Genomic DNA, 12,924 nt, shown 5'->3' with positions numbered 1-12,924 from the left:
ACGATGAGTACGGCTGACGAGACCGCGGCCCGGCTGGTGGAGCTCGGCTTCTCCCAGTACGACGCGCGGGCGTACGTAGGGCTGCTCGGCCGGGAGCCCCTGACGGGCTACGCGCTGTCCAACGTGACCGGTATCCCGCAGCCCAAGGTCTACGAGACCCTGCGGCGGCTCACCTCGCGCGGCGCCGTGGTCAAGACCGGCGACTCCCCGGCCCGGTTCGTCGCCGTAGCGGCCGACCAGCTGCTCGGCCACCTCGAGACCGACTTCCGAAGGCGGGTCTCGGACGCCCGTTACGAACTCAACCGGTTCGTCGCCGAAGACCGGACCGAGCAGATCCGGCCCCTGCGGTCCATGAACGACCGCGCCTCCATCGTCGCGCGGGCCCGCACGATCCTCGCGGACGCCGAGCGGCACGTGTATCTCTCGGGCCGCGCCGAGGAGCTGGAAGCACTCGGCGATGAGGCGCTCGCCGCCGCCGAACGCGGCGTCACCTTCGATGTGCTCTGCTTCGGCACCCCGCCCTTCGAACTGCCCGGCCGCACCCTCCGCCACGCCAGCACCGAAGGCGTCGTCTACCGCCACCACCAGGCCCGGCACCTGGCCGTCGTGGCGGACGGCGCGGCAGCCCTGTGGGCGCTGGCACCCGGCGGCAAGGACTGGGACTGCGTGTGGGTCAACGACCCACTGTTCGCCGCCCTCGTCAAGGGGTACGTCCGCCACGACATGTACGTCCAACAGATCTACACCGACCTCAGCGAACCGCTGAACGAGCAGTACGGCCCTGGCCTGGCCGGGCTGACCGGCATCAGCGAAGAGCGCTCATCCACGCCCGCCAAACCCGCGGCACGGCCCAGGAAAAGCACCCCCGGGCGGACCGCATAACGCCGGCGAACCGGTCGGCCGACCGTGTGGACAGTCGGGGAGGACTACGGCACGGGCGACCGTGCCGAGCCAGTGGCCGCTAGGCTCGATTGTGCGGCCGAAGGCGCGTGCCCCGCCTCAGCTTGTTCTTCATGGTCTGAAGCTTGTTCTTCATGGTCTGAGGCTCGTTTCTGATTCTCAGAGGATCTCCCAGTCCAGTTCGGTCTCGTCGACTGCGACGGGCAGGTAGCCATCCACAGCTCTGCCTGTCTCCAGGGCCGTGGCCGTGGCGTCCAGGAGAGCTGGCAGCGACGACCACATGGGGTGACGGCCGAAGCGGGTTCCCTGCTCGTGGTCAGCCACACCGATCCTTCCGCGGCGGTGGTATGGGCGCTGATCGACGATGAGGGTGTCGCCACCACCGTCGGCTGCGAAGGGAATCCAATGGGAGTGCCACCACGGTCCGAAGTCTCCGTCGGGGTCGCCTTCCTCAGCCCTCTCCAGTTCATCGCGGTAGATCCGCATGCCCAGTTGCCAGTCCCTGGCGACAATCTGGACGTTGAGCAGTTTCCAGAACGGGGGCAGCAGGCGATCATAGCCCGTGCCATTGTGACGAAGCAGCGACTCCACCAGAGGCTCGGGAAACGGCTGGCCGATGATCCTTTCGGCCGCTGCGATGTCCGAGCGTTCTGCCGGTGGCTCAAGAGCAGCGAACGTGCGGGATGCATGGCGGGCAAGCCACCTCTCGATACGGGTCCAGGACTCGGATATCGACGAAGTCATCCTGGGATCATGTCAGTTCGGTCCACTGCCCAACGGAAAGTATCGAGACGGGGTCTGTCCTCGAACAACGCCCCAAACGCGATCGCTCGTATGAGAATTCCGGGGCCGTGAACACGGCCTTCGTCTGATCCTGTGCTCTGTTACAGAGGCACGTGACCAGCACGAAGGCCGTGAGGGAATGAGTCTGCCGAAACCTGGTATCCGGCGGGATTCGTTCGTGGTGGCGTCATGCTTCCGGGACGACTTCTTCGACTGCCTGACCGTGCGCGGAGACACGTTGTTCGAGCTGACCGACGCATTGCTGTGTGCGGACGGGCCGGTGAAAACGCCGGTGGACCTCACGCTGACGGCCGAGCACCGGCGCGGGCACGGCGCGATGTACGAAGCCTTGATAACCGGTAACGTGCATGTCCCCCGGCTACGGCAGGTGCTGGCTGGGCTGCCGCAGCCCGAGGCCGCCGACGGGCGCCTGGTCCTGGCGGTGGACGTCACCCACTGGCTGCGACCAGACGCACCGACCAGTACGGACCGCCTGTTCTGCCACGTCTACGGCCGCAGCGGACGCTCGTCGGACCAGTTCGTGCCCGGCTGGCCCTACTCGTTCATCGCCGCGCTGGAGACGAGCCGGACCTCATGGTGCCAGATCCTGGACGCCCTGCGGCTGGGGCCGGCCGACGATGTCGCCGAGGTCACCGCCGTCAAGGTCCGCCGCGTGGTCGAGGACCTCATCGACATAGGGCGCTGGAATACCGGTGACCGGGACATCCTGATCGTCGTCGACGCCGGTTACACGCCCCTCGCATGGCGTATCTCCTCGACGGACTCCCCGTCGAGGTGCTCGGCCGGATGCGCACCGACCGCGTGATGCGCAAGCCCGTCCCGGTGCCGTGGTTCTCACCGCCACAGGGCGGACGACCACCGAAGCTCGGCCAGGAGTTCCGCTTCGCCAAGCCCGAAACCTGGGGCGAGCCCGGTACCGCGACCGCACAGGTCACCGACCGCTATGGCACCGCCCACGTGATGGCCTGGCACCGCATCCACCCGAGTCTGACCACCCGCTTCAGCATGGATCGACCACACCGGCGAACTCCCGGTCATAGGGGGCACGTTGATCCGACTTCGGGTCGACCGGCTACCTGGCGGCAACGAACCACTCCCCATCTGGCTGTGGTCGTCAGCCACCGGCCTGACCGGCGAAGGTGTCGACCCGCGCTGGCGCATTCCTCCGGCGCTTCGATCTGGAACACACCTTCAGAATGATCAAGCAGACCCTCGGCTGGAACCCCCAAAGCTCCGCAGGTTCCCTTGTTTTCGACGTGCAGAATTCGGGAACCGGTGGACTTCCGCCTTCGACCTCCTCGCCCTCGGCGACACCGATTGGCGGCCGCGCAGGTATGAGGAGCGCCGGAGCATGCTGCTGGCGGTACTGGAGGATGGTGCGGCATTCATCATCCGGCCGGTCCCCGCCACCGGCGACGTGGAGACAGCTCTGCAGTGGGTCGGCAGTCTGAGCGTCGAGAGTTGGGAGGTTCAACTCGTCGCCGCGACCAGCGACCAGCAACTTGCATGCCGGAGCTGAACGAGCCGACGTGGGAGAGGAGTTGAACGTTCCGACGTCCGGCTCGTAGTGGGGCTGCGCAGCGTCCTCACCTCGCCCGGTGAACGAGGTGAGGCGCGAGGGCTCAGGTCAGGAAGCTCCCGTTGTACACCCAACGCTTGTCGCCTTTGTGCTCCCCGGTCAAGACCTTGCCCCACCACCAGCTGTAGCCACTGTCCAGGCCCTTGATGCAGTAGACGCGGAATTTGTGTCCCTTGTAGAGAACTCCCTTCTTCGCGTAGCTGGTGCCGGGGCCCGTCCTGAGGTTGGCGGCCTCCCGGGTTGTGTCCGTGAAGTCTGCCGGATTGCCGGTGCACTTGGGGTTGGGGCCGACCGCCGAAGCAGTGGGCGACATGGCGACGGCCCCGCCGAGGAGCAGGACGGTGGCGGCAGTCGTGGTGACCACCCGTTTCAGGACCTGGTTCTGCATGAGTGTCCATTCTCTGAAATGGCTTGCGGGATACCGAAGCAGTGGAGAGCGCCGTTTTTCCATGGAGGACGGTTACGGTCCGGACGAATGGCATCGCCAAGGCAGGCGGACCGCCTCCTCGAGATAGGCCCTCACCCACTACGCAGCTACCGTCGCCTAGCCCACCAACAATTCGCCAACAGGCTCGTTCTGGCCCGCCATTTCGTGCGGCAAGCGAAGCTTCGGCGATATGTGTTCATCGACCTCGCCCTCATCACCGGGGACTGGACGCAGAAGTTGTTCGCACTCCCGCTCGGTAACGGAACTCGGACTTCCCGGCCCGACGGCGCCACCGTCGTGGATGTCACCAATCGTGACCCTGGCCGCCGCCCCGACCGCCTAGTGGAGTGGCCAAAGCCACCGGGCTGAACATCAGGCTGGGCTACGGCTGGCACTCGGGCCCTACTTCGGCGACAAGGTGTGGACCCTTCTCGCCGGCCAGCTGACCGAGGACATCGTCACCGAAATCATCGACGGCATCGGCACCACCCGCGCCCGGCATCATCGGAGAGTTCGGCTCCCATCGCGGTTACGTCTCCCCTCGGTGAGGAGGAGTCCTTCCGCGTGGCCGCCCGCACACACCTGCAGAGGCCGGCCTGACGATCACCGCGCACGCCTACCTAGGGAGGCGTCGGCTACACCTTCGTCCCCGCCGAACCCGCCGAGCAGCCGTTGTCCTGCCGAGCACAGCGGGGGGGTGAGGAACTACGCGCTACCGCACCGGCCGCGTCATGGAGTCACGACTCCGAAGGACTTGTCGGGTTCTGTGACGTAGGAGAAGAGCTTGGTGAGCAGGGCTTGGTCGCCCTCGGTTGTCACGCCCTCCAGGCCCTTGCCCGCCAGCACTCCCAGGAGCTGCGGTTTGGTGAGGGCGAGGGACAGGCCTGGTGCGTTGTTCGGGGACTTGGCCTGGTCGGTGGCGCGGTGGGTGAGTGCCCCGTTGTGGAGGGTCAAGCGGTGGCGGCGCCGTTCGTCGGACAGGACCAGGTCGATGGCCAGTTCTTCGTCCCAGGCGCGGGGGGCCGTCGAGACGAACTGCGATGGAGTCCAGGAGTTGTTCGATGGTGAGGGCCATCGCCATTTCGGGGCGGCCCTTGGCGTCAGCGGCACCGGCGAATTCGAACTGGCCGCCCTCACAGAGGAGTCGCTGCAGGCCAGCGAGCAGCGAGCAGGGCATCACGGAGGCGCGAGCACAGCTGGAGGAGGCGAAGAAGAACGCGGCCGACTCCGCGCACTGGTTCGGCACGCGTGCCGTACACGGAGACGACTACCTCACCCGCGCGGTCGGCGTCGACACGGGCCTCTACGGACTCCCGGCAGCTGAAGCCTGGTACGCGGGCTGGGTACAGGACGACCAGGTCAACTGGCCCCCGGACGCTTCCAGGCGTGACTACACCGTCCGCTTCGCGCCCGGCAGGCCGCCGCCGGCCCGCTTCTTCTGGTCGCGACCATGTACCGCCTTCCCGAACGCCTCCTGGTCGCCAACCCCATCGACCGCTACTCGATCGGCGACCGCACTCCGGGCATCGTGGGCTGACACGGCAGGTGCTCTGGCGCTGCTTGGCGAGAGTGTCGGCGTCGATGGTCAACCTGTGCGGTGCTCGGAGTCCCCTACGCGGACCACGAGTTCTTCGTAGCCCAGTCCCGGGGGCAGCACAACGGCTATCTGTACGAGTTGGTCGGGCGCACACGCCAGAAACCGGGTGGACGAGATGATCGCCCAGCGGCTGGAGGTCGGCGAGAACGATGTCCAAGAGCTGGCCGACCTGGCCCCGGCCCTGCTCGTCGCAGGGCCGTGAGGCCATCCCTCACAAGCCCGGCGGGGGCAGGGAAGTGGCAAGTCGCAACGGTAGATGGTTATTCGTCGCCGCAAGTCCTCGACGCCGGACGACAGATGTCTCAGGCTCAGGGGCGGCGACAGTGGAAGATGCCCCAGCGCAGTTGCCCTTGGTGCGCCGCGTCGACCCACAGGGACAGACTGTTCAGTAGTGTGTCGACGTAGTCGGGGCTGATGACGTTGCGCAATTCCTGTTCGCGGTGGTGGGTCTCCTCGATGAGGCGCTCATAGTGGTTGCCGATCTGGTCGCTGAGATCGTCGAAGTCGACATGCGACATGCCGAGCCCGGCGAGCGAACTGCGGTAGAAGTTGGGCGTGGCCAGTTCGTCCACCCTCAGCCGGGACACGACGGGGTGCAGCGTCTGGGCGGAGATGCCCTCGTCGGCCATCAGGTCGGTGAAGGCCAGGGCCCCTCCCGGTTTGAGGACACGTACGGCCTCGGCCAGGGTGCGTGTGCGGTCTGGGCTGTGGCAGAAGGCTTCCTGGGACCAGACGACATCGAAGCGGCCGTTCTCGCAGGGGATGTCCTGGAACGATTCCGTGACCACGTCGATGAGGTCGTCGAGTCCACGCTCGGTATTGACGGCGCGGTGGTGTCGGTTCTGTGTCTCGCTGATGTTCAGGGCGGTGATCGGGCAGCCGAAGGTGGCGGCCAGGTAGCGGGACGGACCGCCGTATCCGGACCCCATGTCCAGCACCTTGGCCTCGGGTGTGAGGAGGTCGGCCACCTTGTCGGCCACCCGCTCCACCGTGCGACGGGAGGCATCCGCGACCGCCTCGCCTGCGTGCGTGTAGATGCCGTTGTGGATGTCTTCGCCGCCCCACACATGGGCGTAGAACGCGTCGACGTCGCTGGTCTCGTAGTAGTCGCGGGCGACGTCCTCGCCGCGCGAACCGCCGTGGTACGGCATGGATCTGCCTCCGTTGCTCCCTTTGCAGGCCGGTCGCCGAGATCAGTCTCGTGACCGTGCCGCCCGCCTGCATAGAGCCCGAATGAGTCACGGGCTGGACACCGCGGTCCGCACTGCGCCCATTGAGGGTCAGGGCTGCGCCGCTCAGACCTTAAACGGGGAACCCAAAGCTCTTCTATTTCGGTCCCGTTCGAGCTCACTGAGCGCGTTTGGTCGGGTAGGCCTGGCTGCTGACGGCCAGGTGCCACTTGCGGCCGTTGATCCTCTTCCCGGCATCGAAGCCGCGGGGCGCGGCCCCCACCGTCTCGGCGCCCTTGACCGACTGGGAGTCCAGGATCACCGCGACGGTGCTGGGGGTGAGCCCGTCACGCAGCCGAACTCGCTGGTGGAGTTCGCTGTGGATGCGGGCCAGGATTGAACTGGCGCATGGGCAGGCTGTGCTGGCCCGCGAGCGAACATGGTGGCTTCATGATCCTACGATGTCGCCCGCGTCCGCTATATCAGTGGTGCAAGCGACCGTTTGGGTCACCCTCCAAGGCCCCGTTCTCGTATAGCTACGGCGAGGGGACAAGTAGCTCAGCGTGATTTCAGGGCCTCTGCGTGAGTGCGGGGCTCGGAGACCGCTCCGTTGTTCATGGCGGCGAAGTCGGCGTGCGCGGCCTCGACGGCTTCGGGGTACGCCTCGCCGCCCGGTAGATGCTGGCGAACCGACTCGCCAGGTCAGTGCCGTAGGAGTGCCCGATCAGCACGGCCTTGGGCACCTCCCATGCGTCGAGTAGCTCGGCGAGATCGTCGACATGCCGGGCGAAGGAATGGCGGCCCCGCCACGGGGATTGGCCTGTGCCACGCTGGTCGTACCGGTACACGGGTGCGAGGTCCGCGATTCTGGGGGCGACATCGCCCAGATAATCCGGCAGCCCCGGACCGCCATGGAGCAGGACCACGGCCGGCAGCCGAGTCGTCTCCCCCAACGCCATCCAACGTAACTGCGCCTCGTCGGTCATCGACGCGAGGCCCTGCGCCTCCATCAACGTCACCGCGGAGAACCTACCGGTGTCACCAAGACTCCGCCAAAGGTTACAGAGCAAGCTCAGTTCGGCGGCACGTAGACGATCCCCACGGACCCACCGAAACTGCTGATCAGGCCCTGGATTCGCCGATACCGGCTAATCCTCCCGAGGCGGCAGCTGAGGATAGGGCTGCTCCGCGAGATCTCGCTTGATCGCGTTGTCGAGGTCCGCACGAAGCGGTGTCACGTGCTTCTCCCACAACTCGGCGCGTTCCTGCAGAGTCCTCGAGGTGCTATTCGCCAGCACTCCGCAGTAGGGCCGTACACGTACTGACGCGCTGAAGACTTCGTCCGCTGCCACCATGCGCAATACATGATGAAAGTCATGGATCACGTGGCCCGCTTCACTCCGTTCCACCAGGTCTGACGTTTCCGACAGAACGAGGCGCCGAAGCTGGTCCAGCGCCTTCTGGTACTGCTCATAGACGGTCTTCCGGGCTTCCCATCGAGTAGCGGCCCACTCGAACTCGGCCTGGCGGCGCGCCAGTTCCACAGCCTGGCGGTGTGTGGTCTCAGTCAGTTCCAGAGAGCTGCGATGGGATGCCTCTGCGACCTCTAAGGCCGCACGATGGCTCGCCTCTGCCTGGGCCAGTGCGGTGCGGTGGTTCGCCTCCGCCTGTTCTAACGCGCTCCGCTTCTGCCAATGGGCGACAACCAGGGTTGCAGGTATACCCCCGAGGGCGCAGAGCGCTGCGATGCCGGTCAAGTCCATGGCCCACATACTCAATCACGGGGCGCGCCTCAGTCGGAGACTTCGTGAATTCGCTCAGATTGGCTTCTCGAGATCGGGGAGCGCAGCGGCACTGGCCTTCTCACTCAGCCGACTGAATTGGAGTTCACTACCAGGCGACGCCCCCACCGAGCTGACTTCAAGAAGGACCGTCCGCATCCGGCGGCCCGAGAACCCGCTCACGCGTATAGCGGCCGTCAGCGAATGGTCACTCCGCTGCCGCCACCCCGAGCTGGGATCGGGCGCACCTTCCCGCGCCACACCTGTTCATCAGTACTGCAGGCGATGCGAGGACTACAGCGATCACACTGCCAACCCCGTAGTCTTCAAGATTCCCGACAGTGTCCGCTACTGAGGCCGGTCTGGCGGACAGCGATTTCGGCCTTGTCTGCTGCCAGGGACCAGCGCAGTTCCGTGGTCGTCCAGTCGGCGGCGTAGGTGCAGCGGGCGTCGGTCGGCGGCGGGAGCCACTGGGCGGGATCCTGGTCGGACTTGGGCCGGTTGGTCTTCGCGGTGACCGCCACCAGGCTGCGTTCGGCGTCCAGGTCGTTGGCGTAGTCCTTGCGGTGTCCGGCTGACCACTGGGAGCCGCCGAGTGGCGGGAGGCGTCATTCCGCATGGGCGATATTCCGGAGGACCTGTGCTCTCAGTACGCCTTTTCCTGGGCGAGTTGGCGTTCGAGGGGAGTGCGGTAGCAGGGGGTGATGCGGGTGGTCGCCAGGAAGGTGGTCAGGCGGCTGATCTCGACATTGACAGCCGTGCGTGCCGCTGTGCCCGGGTCGGCGAGGAGGCGGTGGTTGATGTGTCCGTCGGGGTGCTGGGCCCAGGCTCCGATGATGCGGCCGTTCCACCAGATGGTGGGGCCGATGTTGCCGTTGCGGTCGAACAGCGCCGCGGTGTGGGCGGGGTCGAGGTACCAGTGGCGGTGGCGCCAGCCCATCGGGGTGGGATCCAGGCTGGGCAGCAGCGCCGCGCCCTGTTCGCGGGGTGTGAGGGGTTCGAGGCTCTCGAGGTCTTCGGGCAGGAGGTAGCCGGTGCCTTCGTCGAGCTCGACGGCCAGGGCGCCGGTGGCGGCGATGGCTTTGCGGGTGTCGCGCAGGCTCCAGCCGGTCCACCACTTCATGTCGTCGACCGTGGCCGGTCCGAAGGCGGCCAGGTAATGGCGGGCCAGTGTGCTTCTCGCCTCGGGCACGGGCACGGCGGGCAGCGGCTGAGCGGGCGTCCAGCGGAACTGTGCCGAAGTCCACGATCCGGCCGGTCGGGAGCGGCGGATGCGGCCCTCGGCCGCCAGGACGCCCAGGACGGTCGAGCTGACGCGCTGTCGGGACTCGTAGGACTTGCCGGGAAAGGTGATCAGCTGCTCGCGCAGGGCGGGCACGTCCGCGGCCAGCTGGGCGGCGCTCGCCTCGCCGCGTGCCGCCATCGCGGCGAGCGTGTCCTGTTCCACCGCGGCGTAGCGCCGCTCGTCCCAGCCGAGGGCCTGAGACAACTTGTCCCGTGCGTCGGCCCGCAGGCGGCCGGGGTCCTGCGCGGTCGCGGAGCGTACGGCGGGTGCGAGGTGGGCGGGCACCACGAACATGGTCCGGCGCATGCACCGTATGCGTTCCATGACGGGCCCGTCGGCCGTCATCTGGTAGAGGGCGTGGTCGACGGCGTCGGCCGTGGAGGTGTGGATGCGGGCGGCCGCGGTGAGGAAGACGGTCGCCGGGTCGGTGGCGTGCAGGCCGATGAGGGCGTCTGCCACCTCGTGCACGGTGTCCACGCGGGTGGGGCCCTCGAGCAGCTGCTGGTGGACGAGGCGGGCGCGGCGCTGGTCGGCGGTGATGCGGGGCAGGGCGGTCGTCATGGCTGGCTCACGTGGTCGGTCCGGGTCATGGGGTTCTGCTGCTCCGGTCGACCGGCGGGCCTCGCTTGCGGCGGGCCGGAAGGGCTAGGTGGGCAGCACCGACCTGGCCGCTGCTGGTAGCGGCCAGGCCGGGAGGCGGTTGTCCGGGAAGTACCGGTGACGGTGATAGGCGGTTGTGTCAGTTGTGTCAGCGCACGAGTTTGATGCCGAAGCGGGCGCCGCCGAGCGCGAACTGGATGGCGCTGTGCATGTGGGCGTACATCTCCATGCCGCGGCAGGAGACAATCGGCCCGAGGTCGAGGATGTCCTGCCAGCCGTAGGCGCGTAGGAGCTCGGTGACCTGTGCCTTGGCGTCCGCGTCCTCGCCGGCGATGAACATCGTGTGCTCCCCGTTGCCGACGGTCTTGGGGGCGACGGCTGTCTCCTGTTCCTGGGTGACACAGGCCTTGACGACCTTCGTCTGCGGCAGGGCGCGCTGGAGGCGTTCGCCCAGGCTGTCGGAGTCCACCGGGTCCAGGGCGGGCATCACGCCCCAGGGGGTGGGCCAGGGGTGTTCCCGCTCCGGGTTGTAGTGGAAGGGGACGGCGTAGTCCATCAGGGTCTTGCCGGCCAGCTGTTCGCTGATCGCGGTAAGCGCCGCTACCGCGTTGGCGCCGTCGATGCCGTTGATGACGAAGTCAGCTTCCGCCGCCGCCTCCCCGAAGGTCGTGAGCTCGATGCCGGGGTGATCGGCGAGCCACTGCCCGAACGGCGGGGTGCCCATGAAATCGGGTTCGGTGCGGGCGAGGGTGGCCTTGGGGTCGCGGGTGCCCACGACCACCGTGTGGCCGAGTTCGGTGAGCTTGGCGGCGTTCGCGCGGCCTCCGCCGCCTGTACCGAGGACTGCGATCTTCATGCCGACACTCCGCTCTCGTGGCTGTTCTCATTGCCGGTCTCGCACAGGAACCAGTGGTTGCCCCACGGGTCCTGGAAGACGGCGACCTCGACGGGGCCGGTCTGCCGCGGCGGTGCGGCGACCGTGCCGCCGTGCCGCTCCACCTCGGCGAGGGTGGCTTCGATGTCCTGGGTCCCGAGGAAGGGCACCGCCTTGCCGGTCTGCCAGAACTTCGACAGGTCGCCGGACTGCGGGTTGCCCTCCCACATCAGTCCGACCTGGGCGCCGCCCGGGCCGGTCCCCATGATCGGGTAGCCGGGGATGTCCGCCTCGACGCTCCAGCCAAAGGCCTCCAGATAGAAGCGGCGGGCGTCGTCGTGTGCCTCACGGGGGACGGTGACGTCCACCAGGTTCAGGGGATGTGCGCTGCTTGCCATGAACTTTCTCCTTCACGGACCCCCCGCTGACTACATCTCCACCATAACATTGGTACGGACGTACGTACCAATAGACTGGTGCGAGAGTGATCCCACACGAGAAGGAGCCTGACCACCGTGACCGAGAAGACCCGCCGCACACGCCGACATGACCCCGACCGCCGGGAACGGATCACCGAGGTGGCCGAAGAGCTGATCGCCGAACGCGGCCTGGAGGGACTGACCCACCGGGCGATCGCCGAGCGGGCCGACGTCTCGCTCTCCTCCACCACCTACCACTTCGCCGACCGCGAGGCACTGATCCGCGCCGCCCTGGAACGCGCCGCCGAACGCTTCGCCGGCTTCGTACGCTCCTGGGCCCAGGAGCACGCCACCGCCGGCCCCGACCAGATCGCCGAGGCTCTGGCCGACAGCGTCCTGGCCTGCCTGGGCGAAGGCCGCACCAACGCGGTCGTCGAGTACGAACTGCACATCGCCGCCCTGCGCCGCCCGGAACTGCGCGAGGCGGCCACCTTGTCCGCACACGTCAGCACCGAGGCCATGACCCCCCTGATCGGCCCCCTCGCCGCCGCGACCATCCCCCCACTCATGACCGGGCTGTGCCTGCACGCGATGACCGCACCCACGCCCCCCACCCGCGACGAAATCCTCGCCATCCTCCGCCACGCCCTACTCCCACCCCAGTGAACGAAGCAACAAGGCAACGGACTTAGCTTGTCCTTTTAACCTCTGATCTCGAACGGGGTGCCGTACGAGGTCACTCACCTGGGGATTCGCCGGACAGGCGGACGACCTTCGCATGATCCTGCATTCCGCCACGGAATCGGATTCATACGAAGGCCGCAGAGGTGAGTTTGCTGAACCACGATGCCCGGCGGGACGCGTTCGACTTCACGTCACACTTCCCTACGTTGTTCTGCGGGACCTGGTGAGCCCTTCGCATGGTTCATCTACCCAGGGGCGTCGGGTGTGGCTCTCACGCTTCTGCCGATTGTGGCTACCCCGGATTGGCCGCCCGGCGCCCCACGACGACTCGGCTGCCAATTAGGAATTGCGAATGATCGCTCCGTAGGGAATCGACAGCGAGGTCGTCCGTCGGGAGGTACCAGCAGCACACCGCACGGAGGCACCACATGGCCACGATCTGGGCCGGCATCGATGCAGGCAAGACTCACCACCACTGCGTCGCGATCGACGAGAGCGGCAGTCGGCTGCTGTCCCGGCGCGTCGCCAACGACGAACCCGACCTCCTCCAACTCCTCGCTGACGTCTTGGCTCTGGGAGGCGAGGCGACCTGGGGAATCGACCTGGCCGACGGCGGAGCCGCCCTGGCCATCACGATCCTCCTCAACCACGACCAGCCGGTGCTCCGCGTCAAGGGACCGGGCCCGTACGCTGCGGGCACTGTACGAACGGCTGGACCGCCTCCAAGACACCGCTCCTGTGGCGGAGGCGACCACCACGGCCTTTCCCTGATCGTCGTCCGGCGCCGCCTCCCCCGTCGGCGCCG

General features: G+C 67.2%; 12 protein-coding genes and 4 pseudogenes. 5 read left to right on the top strand and 11 right to left on the bottom strand.

From position 1 onward, the window contains the following. Positions 1 to 3 precede the first annotated feature (3 nt). A complete protein-coding gene (locus E5671_RS44325; protein ID WP_160509830.1) occupies positions 4 to 882 on the top strand; it encodes a TrmB family transcriptional regulator in 879 nt (292 codons plus the stop codon). Between the two features lie 177 nt (positions 883 to 1,059). Here E5671_RS44325 and E5671_RS44320 read toward each other — a convergent pair whose 3' ends face one another. Then, positions 1,060 to 1,644, bottom strand: coding sequence for an SMI1/KNR4 family protein (locus E5671_RS44320; RefSeq protein WP_160509829.1), 585 nt, complete (start codon positions 1,642 to 1,644; stop codon positions 1,060 to 1,062). Positions 1,645 to 1,822: 178 nt separating this feature from the next. Between E5671_RS44320 and E5671_RS45675 the strand changes: the two are divergent. Continuing rightward, positions 1,823 to 2,986: pseudogene (locus E5671_RS45675) on the top strand (transposase); the annotation flags it as partial. Between the two features lie 69 nt (positions 2,987 to 3,055). After that, entirely contained in the window at positions 3,056 to 3,223 is a 168-nt protein-coding gene (locus E5671_RS45670; protein WP_202122799.1) for a hypothetical protein, read from the top strand. A gap of 103 nt (positions 3,224 to 3,326) precedes the next feature. Here the strand turns inward: E5671_RS45670 and E5671_RS44305 are convergent, their stop codons facing one another. The 10 genes and pseudogenes from E5671_RS44305 to E5671_RS44265 form a co-directional block, all read right to left on the bottom strand. Then, positions 3,327 to 3,671 carry an SH3 domain-containing protein gene (locus E5671_RS44305; protein ID WP_237330389.1) on the bottom strand — a complete coding sequence of 115 codons (345 nt, stop codon included), beginning with the start codon at positions 3,669 to 3,671 and terminating at the stop codon, positions 3,327 to 3,329. A gap of 768 nt (positions 3,672 to 4,439) precedes the next feature. Beyond that, positions 4,440 to 4,820 (bottom strand): alkyl sulfatase C-terminal domain-containing protein, encoded by a 381-nt coding sequence (locus tag E5671_RS44300; RefSeq protein WP_336606021.1) that lies wholly within the window; start codon positions 4,818 to 4,820, stop codon positions 4,440 to 4,442. 795 nt (positions 4,821 to 5,615) lie between these two features. Then, entirely contained in the window at positions 5,616 to 6,458 is an 843-nt protein-coding gene (locus E5671_RS44295) for an SAM-dependent methyltransferase (RefSeq protein WP_160509827.1), read from the bottom strand. A 247-nt stretch (positions 6,459 to 6,705) separates the two neighbouring features. Next, a pseudogene (locus E5671_RS44290) lies at positions 6,706 to 6,792 on the bottom strand (IS5/IS1182 family transposase); the annotation flags it as partial. A 298-nt stretch (positions 6,793 to 7,090) separates the two neighbouring features. Further along, entirely contained in the window at positions 7,091 to 7,486 is a 396-nt protein-coding gene (locus E5671_RS44285; protein ID WP_237330974.1) for an alpha/beta fold hydrolase, read from the bottom strand. 138 nt (positions 7,487 to 7,624) lie between these two features. Beyond that, on the bottom strand, positions 7,625 to 8,239 hold the full coding sequence (locus tag E5671_RS44280) for a hypothetical protein (RefSeq protein WP_160509825.1): 615 nt from the start codon (positions 8,237 to 8,239) through the stop codon (positions 7,625 to 7,627). Positions 8,240 to 8,583: 344 nt separating this feature from the next. Then, positions 8,584 to 8,850 (bottom strand): annotated as a pseudogene (locus E5671_RS46735) (HNH endonuclease); the annotation flags it as partial. 53 nt (positions 8,851 to 8,903) lie between these two features. Further along, complete coding sequence (locus E5671_RS44275; RefSeq protein WP_160509824.1) at positions 8,904 to 10,103, bottom strand: winged helix DNA-binding domain-containing protein; 1,200 nt, start codon at positions 10,101 to 10,103, stop codon at positions 8,904 to 8,906. Positions 10,104 to 10,290: 187 nt separating this feature from the next. Next, positions 10,291 to 10,998: an NADPH-dependent F420 reductase gene (locus E5671_RS44270; RefSeq protein ID WP_160509823.1), complete on the bottom strand. Its 708-nt coding sequence runs from the start codon at positions 10,996 to 10,998 to the stop codon at positions 10,291 to 10,293. After that, positions 10,995 to 11,414: a VOC family protein gene (locus E5671_RS44265; protein ID WP_160509822.1), complete on the bottom strand. Its 420-nt coding sequence runs from the start codon at positions 11,412 to 11,414 to the stop codon at positions 10,995 to 10,997. Before E5671_RS44265 ends, E5671_RS44270 begins: the two co-directional genes overlap by 4 nt. 117 nt (positions 11,415 to 11,531) lie before the next feature. Between E5671_RS44265 and E5671_RS44260 the strand changes: the two genes are divergently transcribed. After that, positions 11,532 to 12,101, top strand: a complete 570-nt coding sequence (locus tag E5671_RS44260) for a TetR family transcriptional regulator (protein ID WP_160509821.1) — start codon at positions 11,532 to 11,534, stop codon at positions 12,099 to 12,101. Between the two features lie 446 nt (positions 12,102 to 12,547). Next, positions 12,548 to 12,796 (top strand): annotated as a pseudogene (locus E5671_RS44255) (IS110 family transposase); the annotation flags it as partial. Positions 12,797 to 12,924 lie beyond the last annotated feature (128 nt).

The sequence above is a fragment of the Streptomyces sp. BA2 genome (assembly GCF_009769735.1).
Classification (GTDB): domain Bacteria; phylum Actinomycetota; class Actinomycetes; order Streptomycetales; family Streptomycetaceae; genus Streptomyces.
Note: the sequence above shows the minus strand (reverse complement) of the source record. Positions and strands in the feature narration are given on the sequence as shown.

Coding starts and splice junctions, on each gene's coding strand:
- E5671_RS44285 (WP_237330974.1), bottom strand. CDS start 7,486: ATGGAGGCGCAGGGCCTCGCGTCGATGACCGACGAGGCGCAGTTACGT.
- E5671_RS44320 (WP_160509829.1), bottom strand. CDS start 1,644: ATGACTTCGTCGATATCCGAGTCCTGGACCCGTATCGAGAGGTGGCTT.
- E5671_RS44305 (WP_237330389.1), bottom strand. CDS start 3,671: ATGCAGAACCAGGTCCTGAAACGGGTGGTCACCACGACTGCCGCCACC.
- E5671_RS44295 (WP_160509827.1), bottom strand. CDS start 6,458: ATGCCGTACCACGGCGGTTCGCGCGGCGAGGACGTCGCCCGCGACTAC.
- E5671_RS44325 (WP_160509830.1), top strand. CDS start 4: ATGAGTACGGCTGACGAGACCGCGGCCCGGCTGGTGGAGCTCGGCTTC.
- E5671_RS44265 (WP_160509822.1), bottom strand. CDS start 11,414: ATGGCAAGCAGCGCACATCCCCTGAACCTGGTGGACGTCACCGTCCCC.
- E5671_RS44275 (WP_160509824.1), bottom strand. CDS start 10,103: ATGACGACCGCCCTGCCCCGCATCACCGCCGACCAGCGCCGCGCCCGC.
- E5671_RS45670 (WP_202122799.1), top strand. CDS start 3,056: ATGCTGCTGGCGGTACTGGAGGATGGTGCGGCATTCATCATCCGGCCG.
- E5671_RS44270 (WP_160509823.1), bottom strand. CDS start 10,998: ATGAAGATCGCAGTCCTCGGTACAGGCGGCGGAGGCCGCGCGAACGCC.
- E5671_RS44280 (WP_160509825.1), bottom strand. CDS start 8,239: ATGGACTTGACCGGCATCGCAGCGCTCTGCGCCCTCGGGGGTATACCT.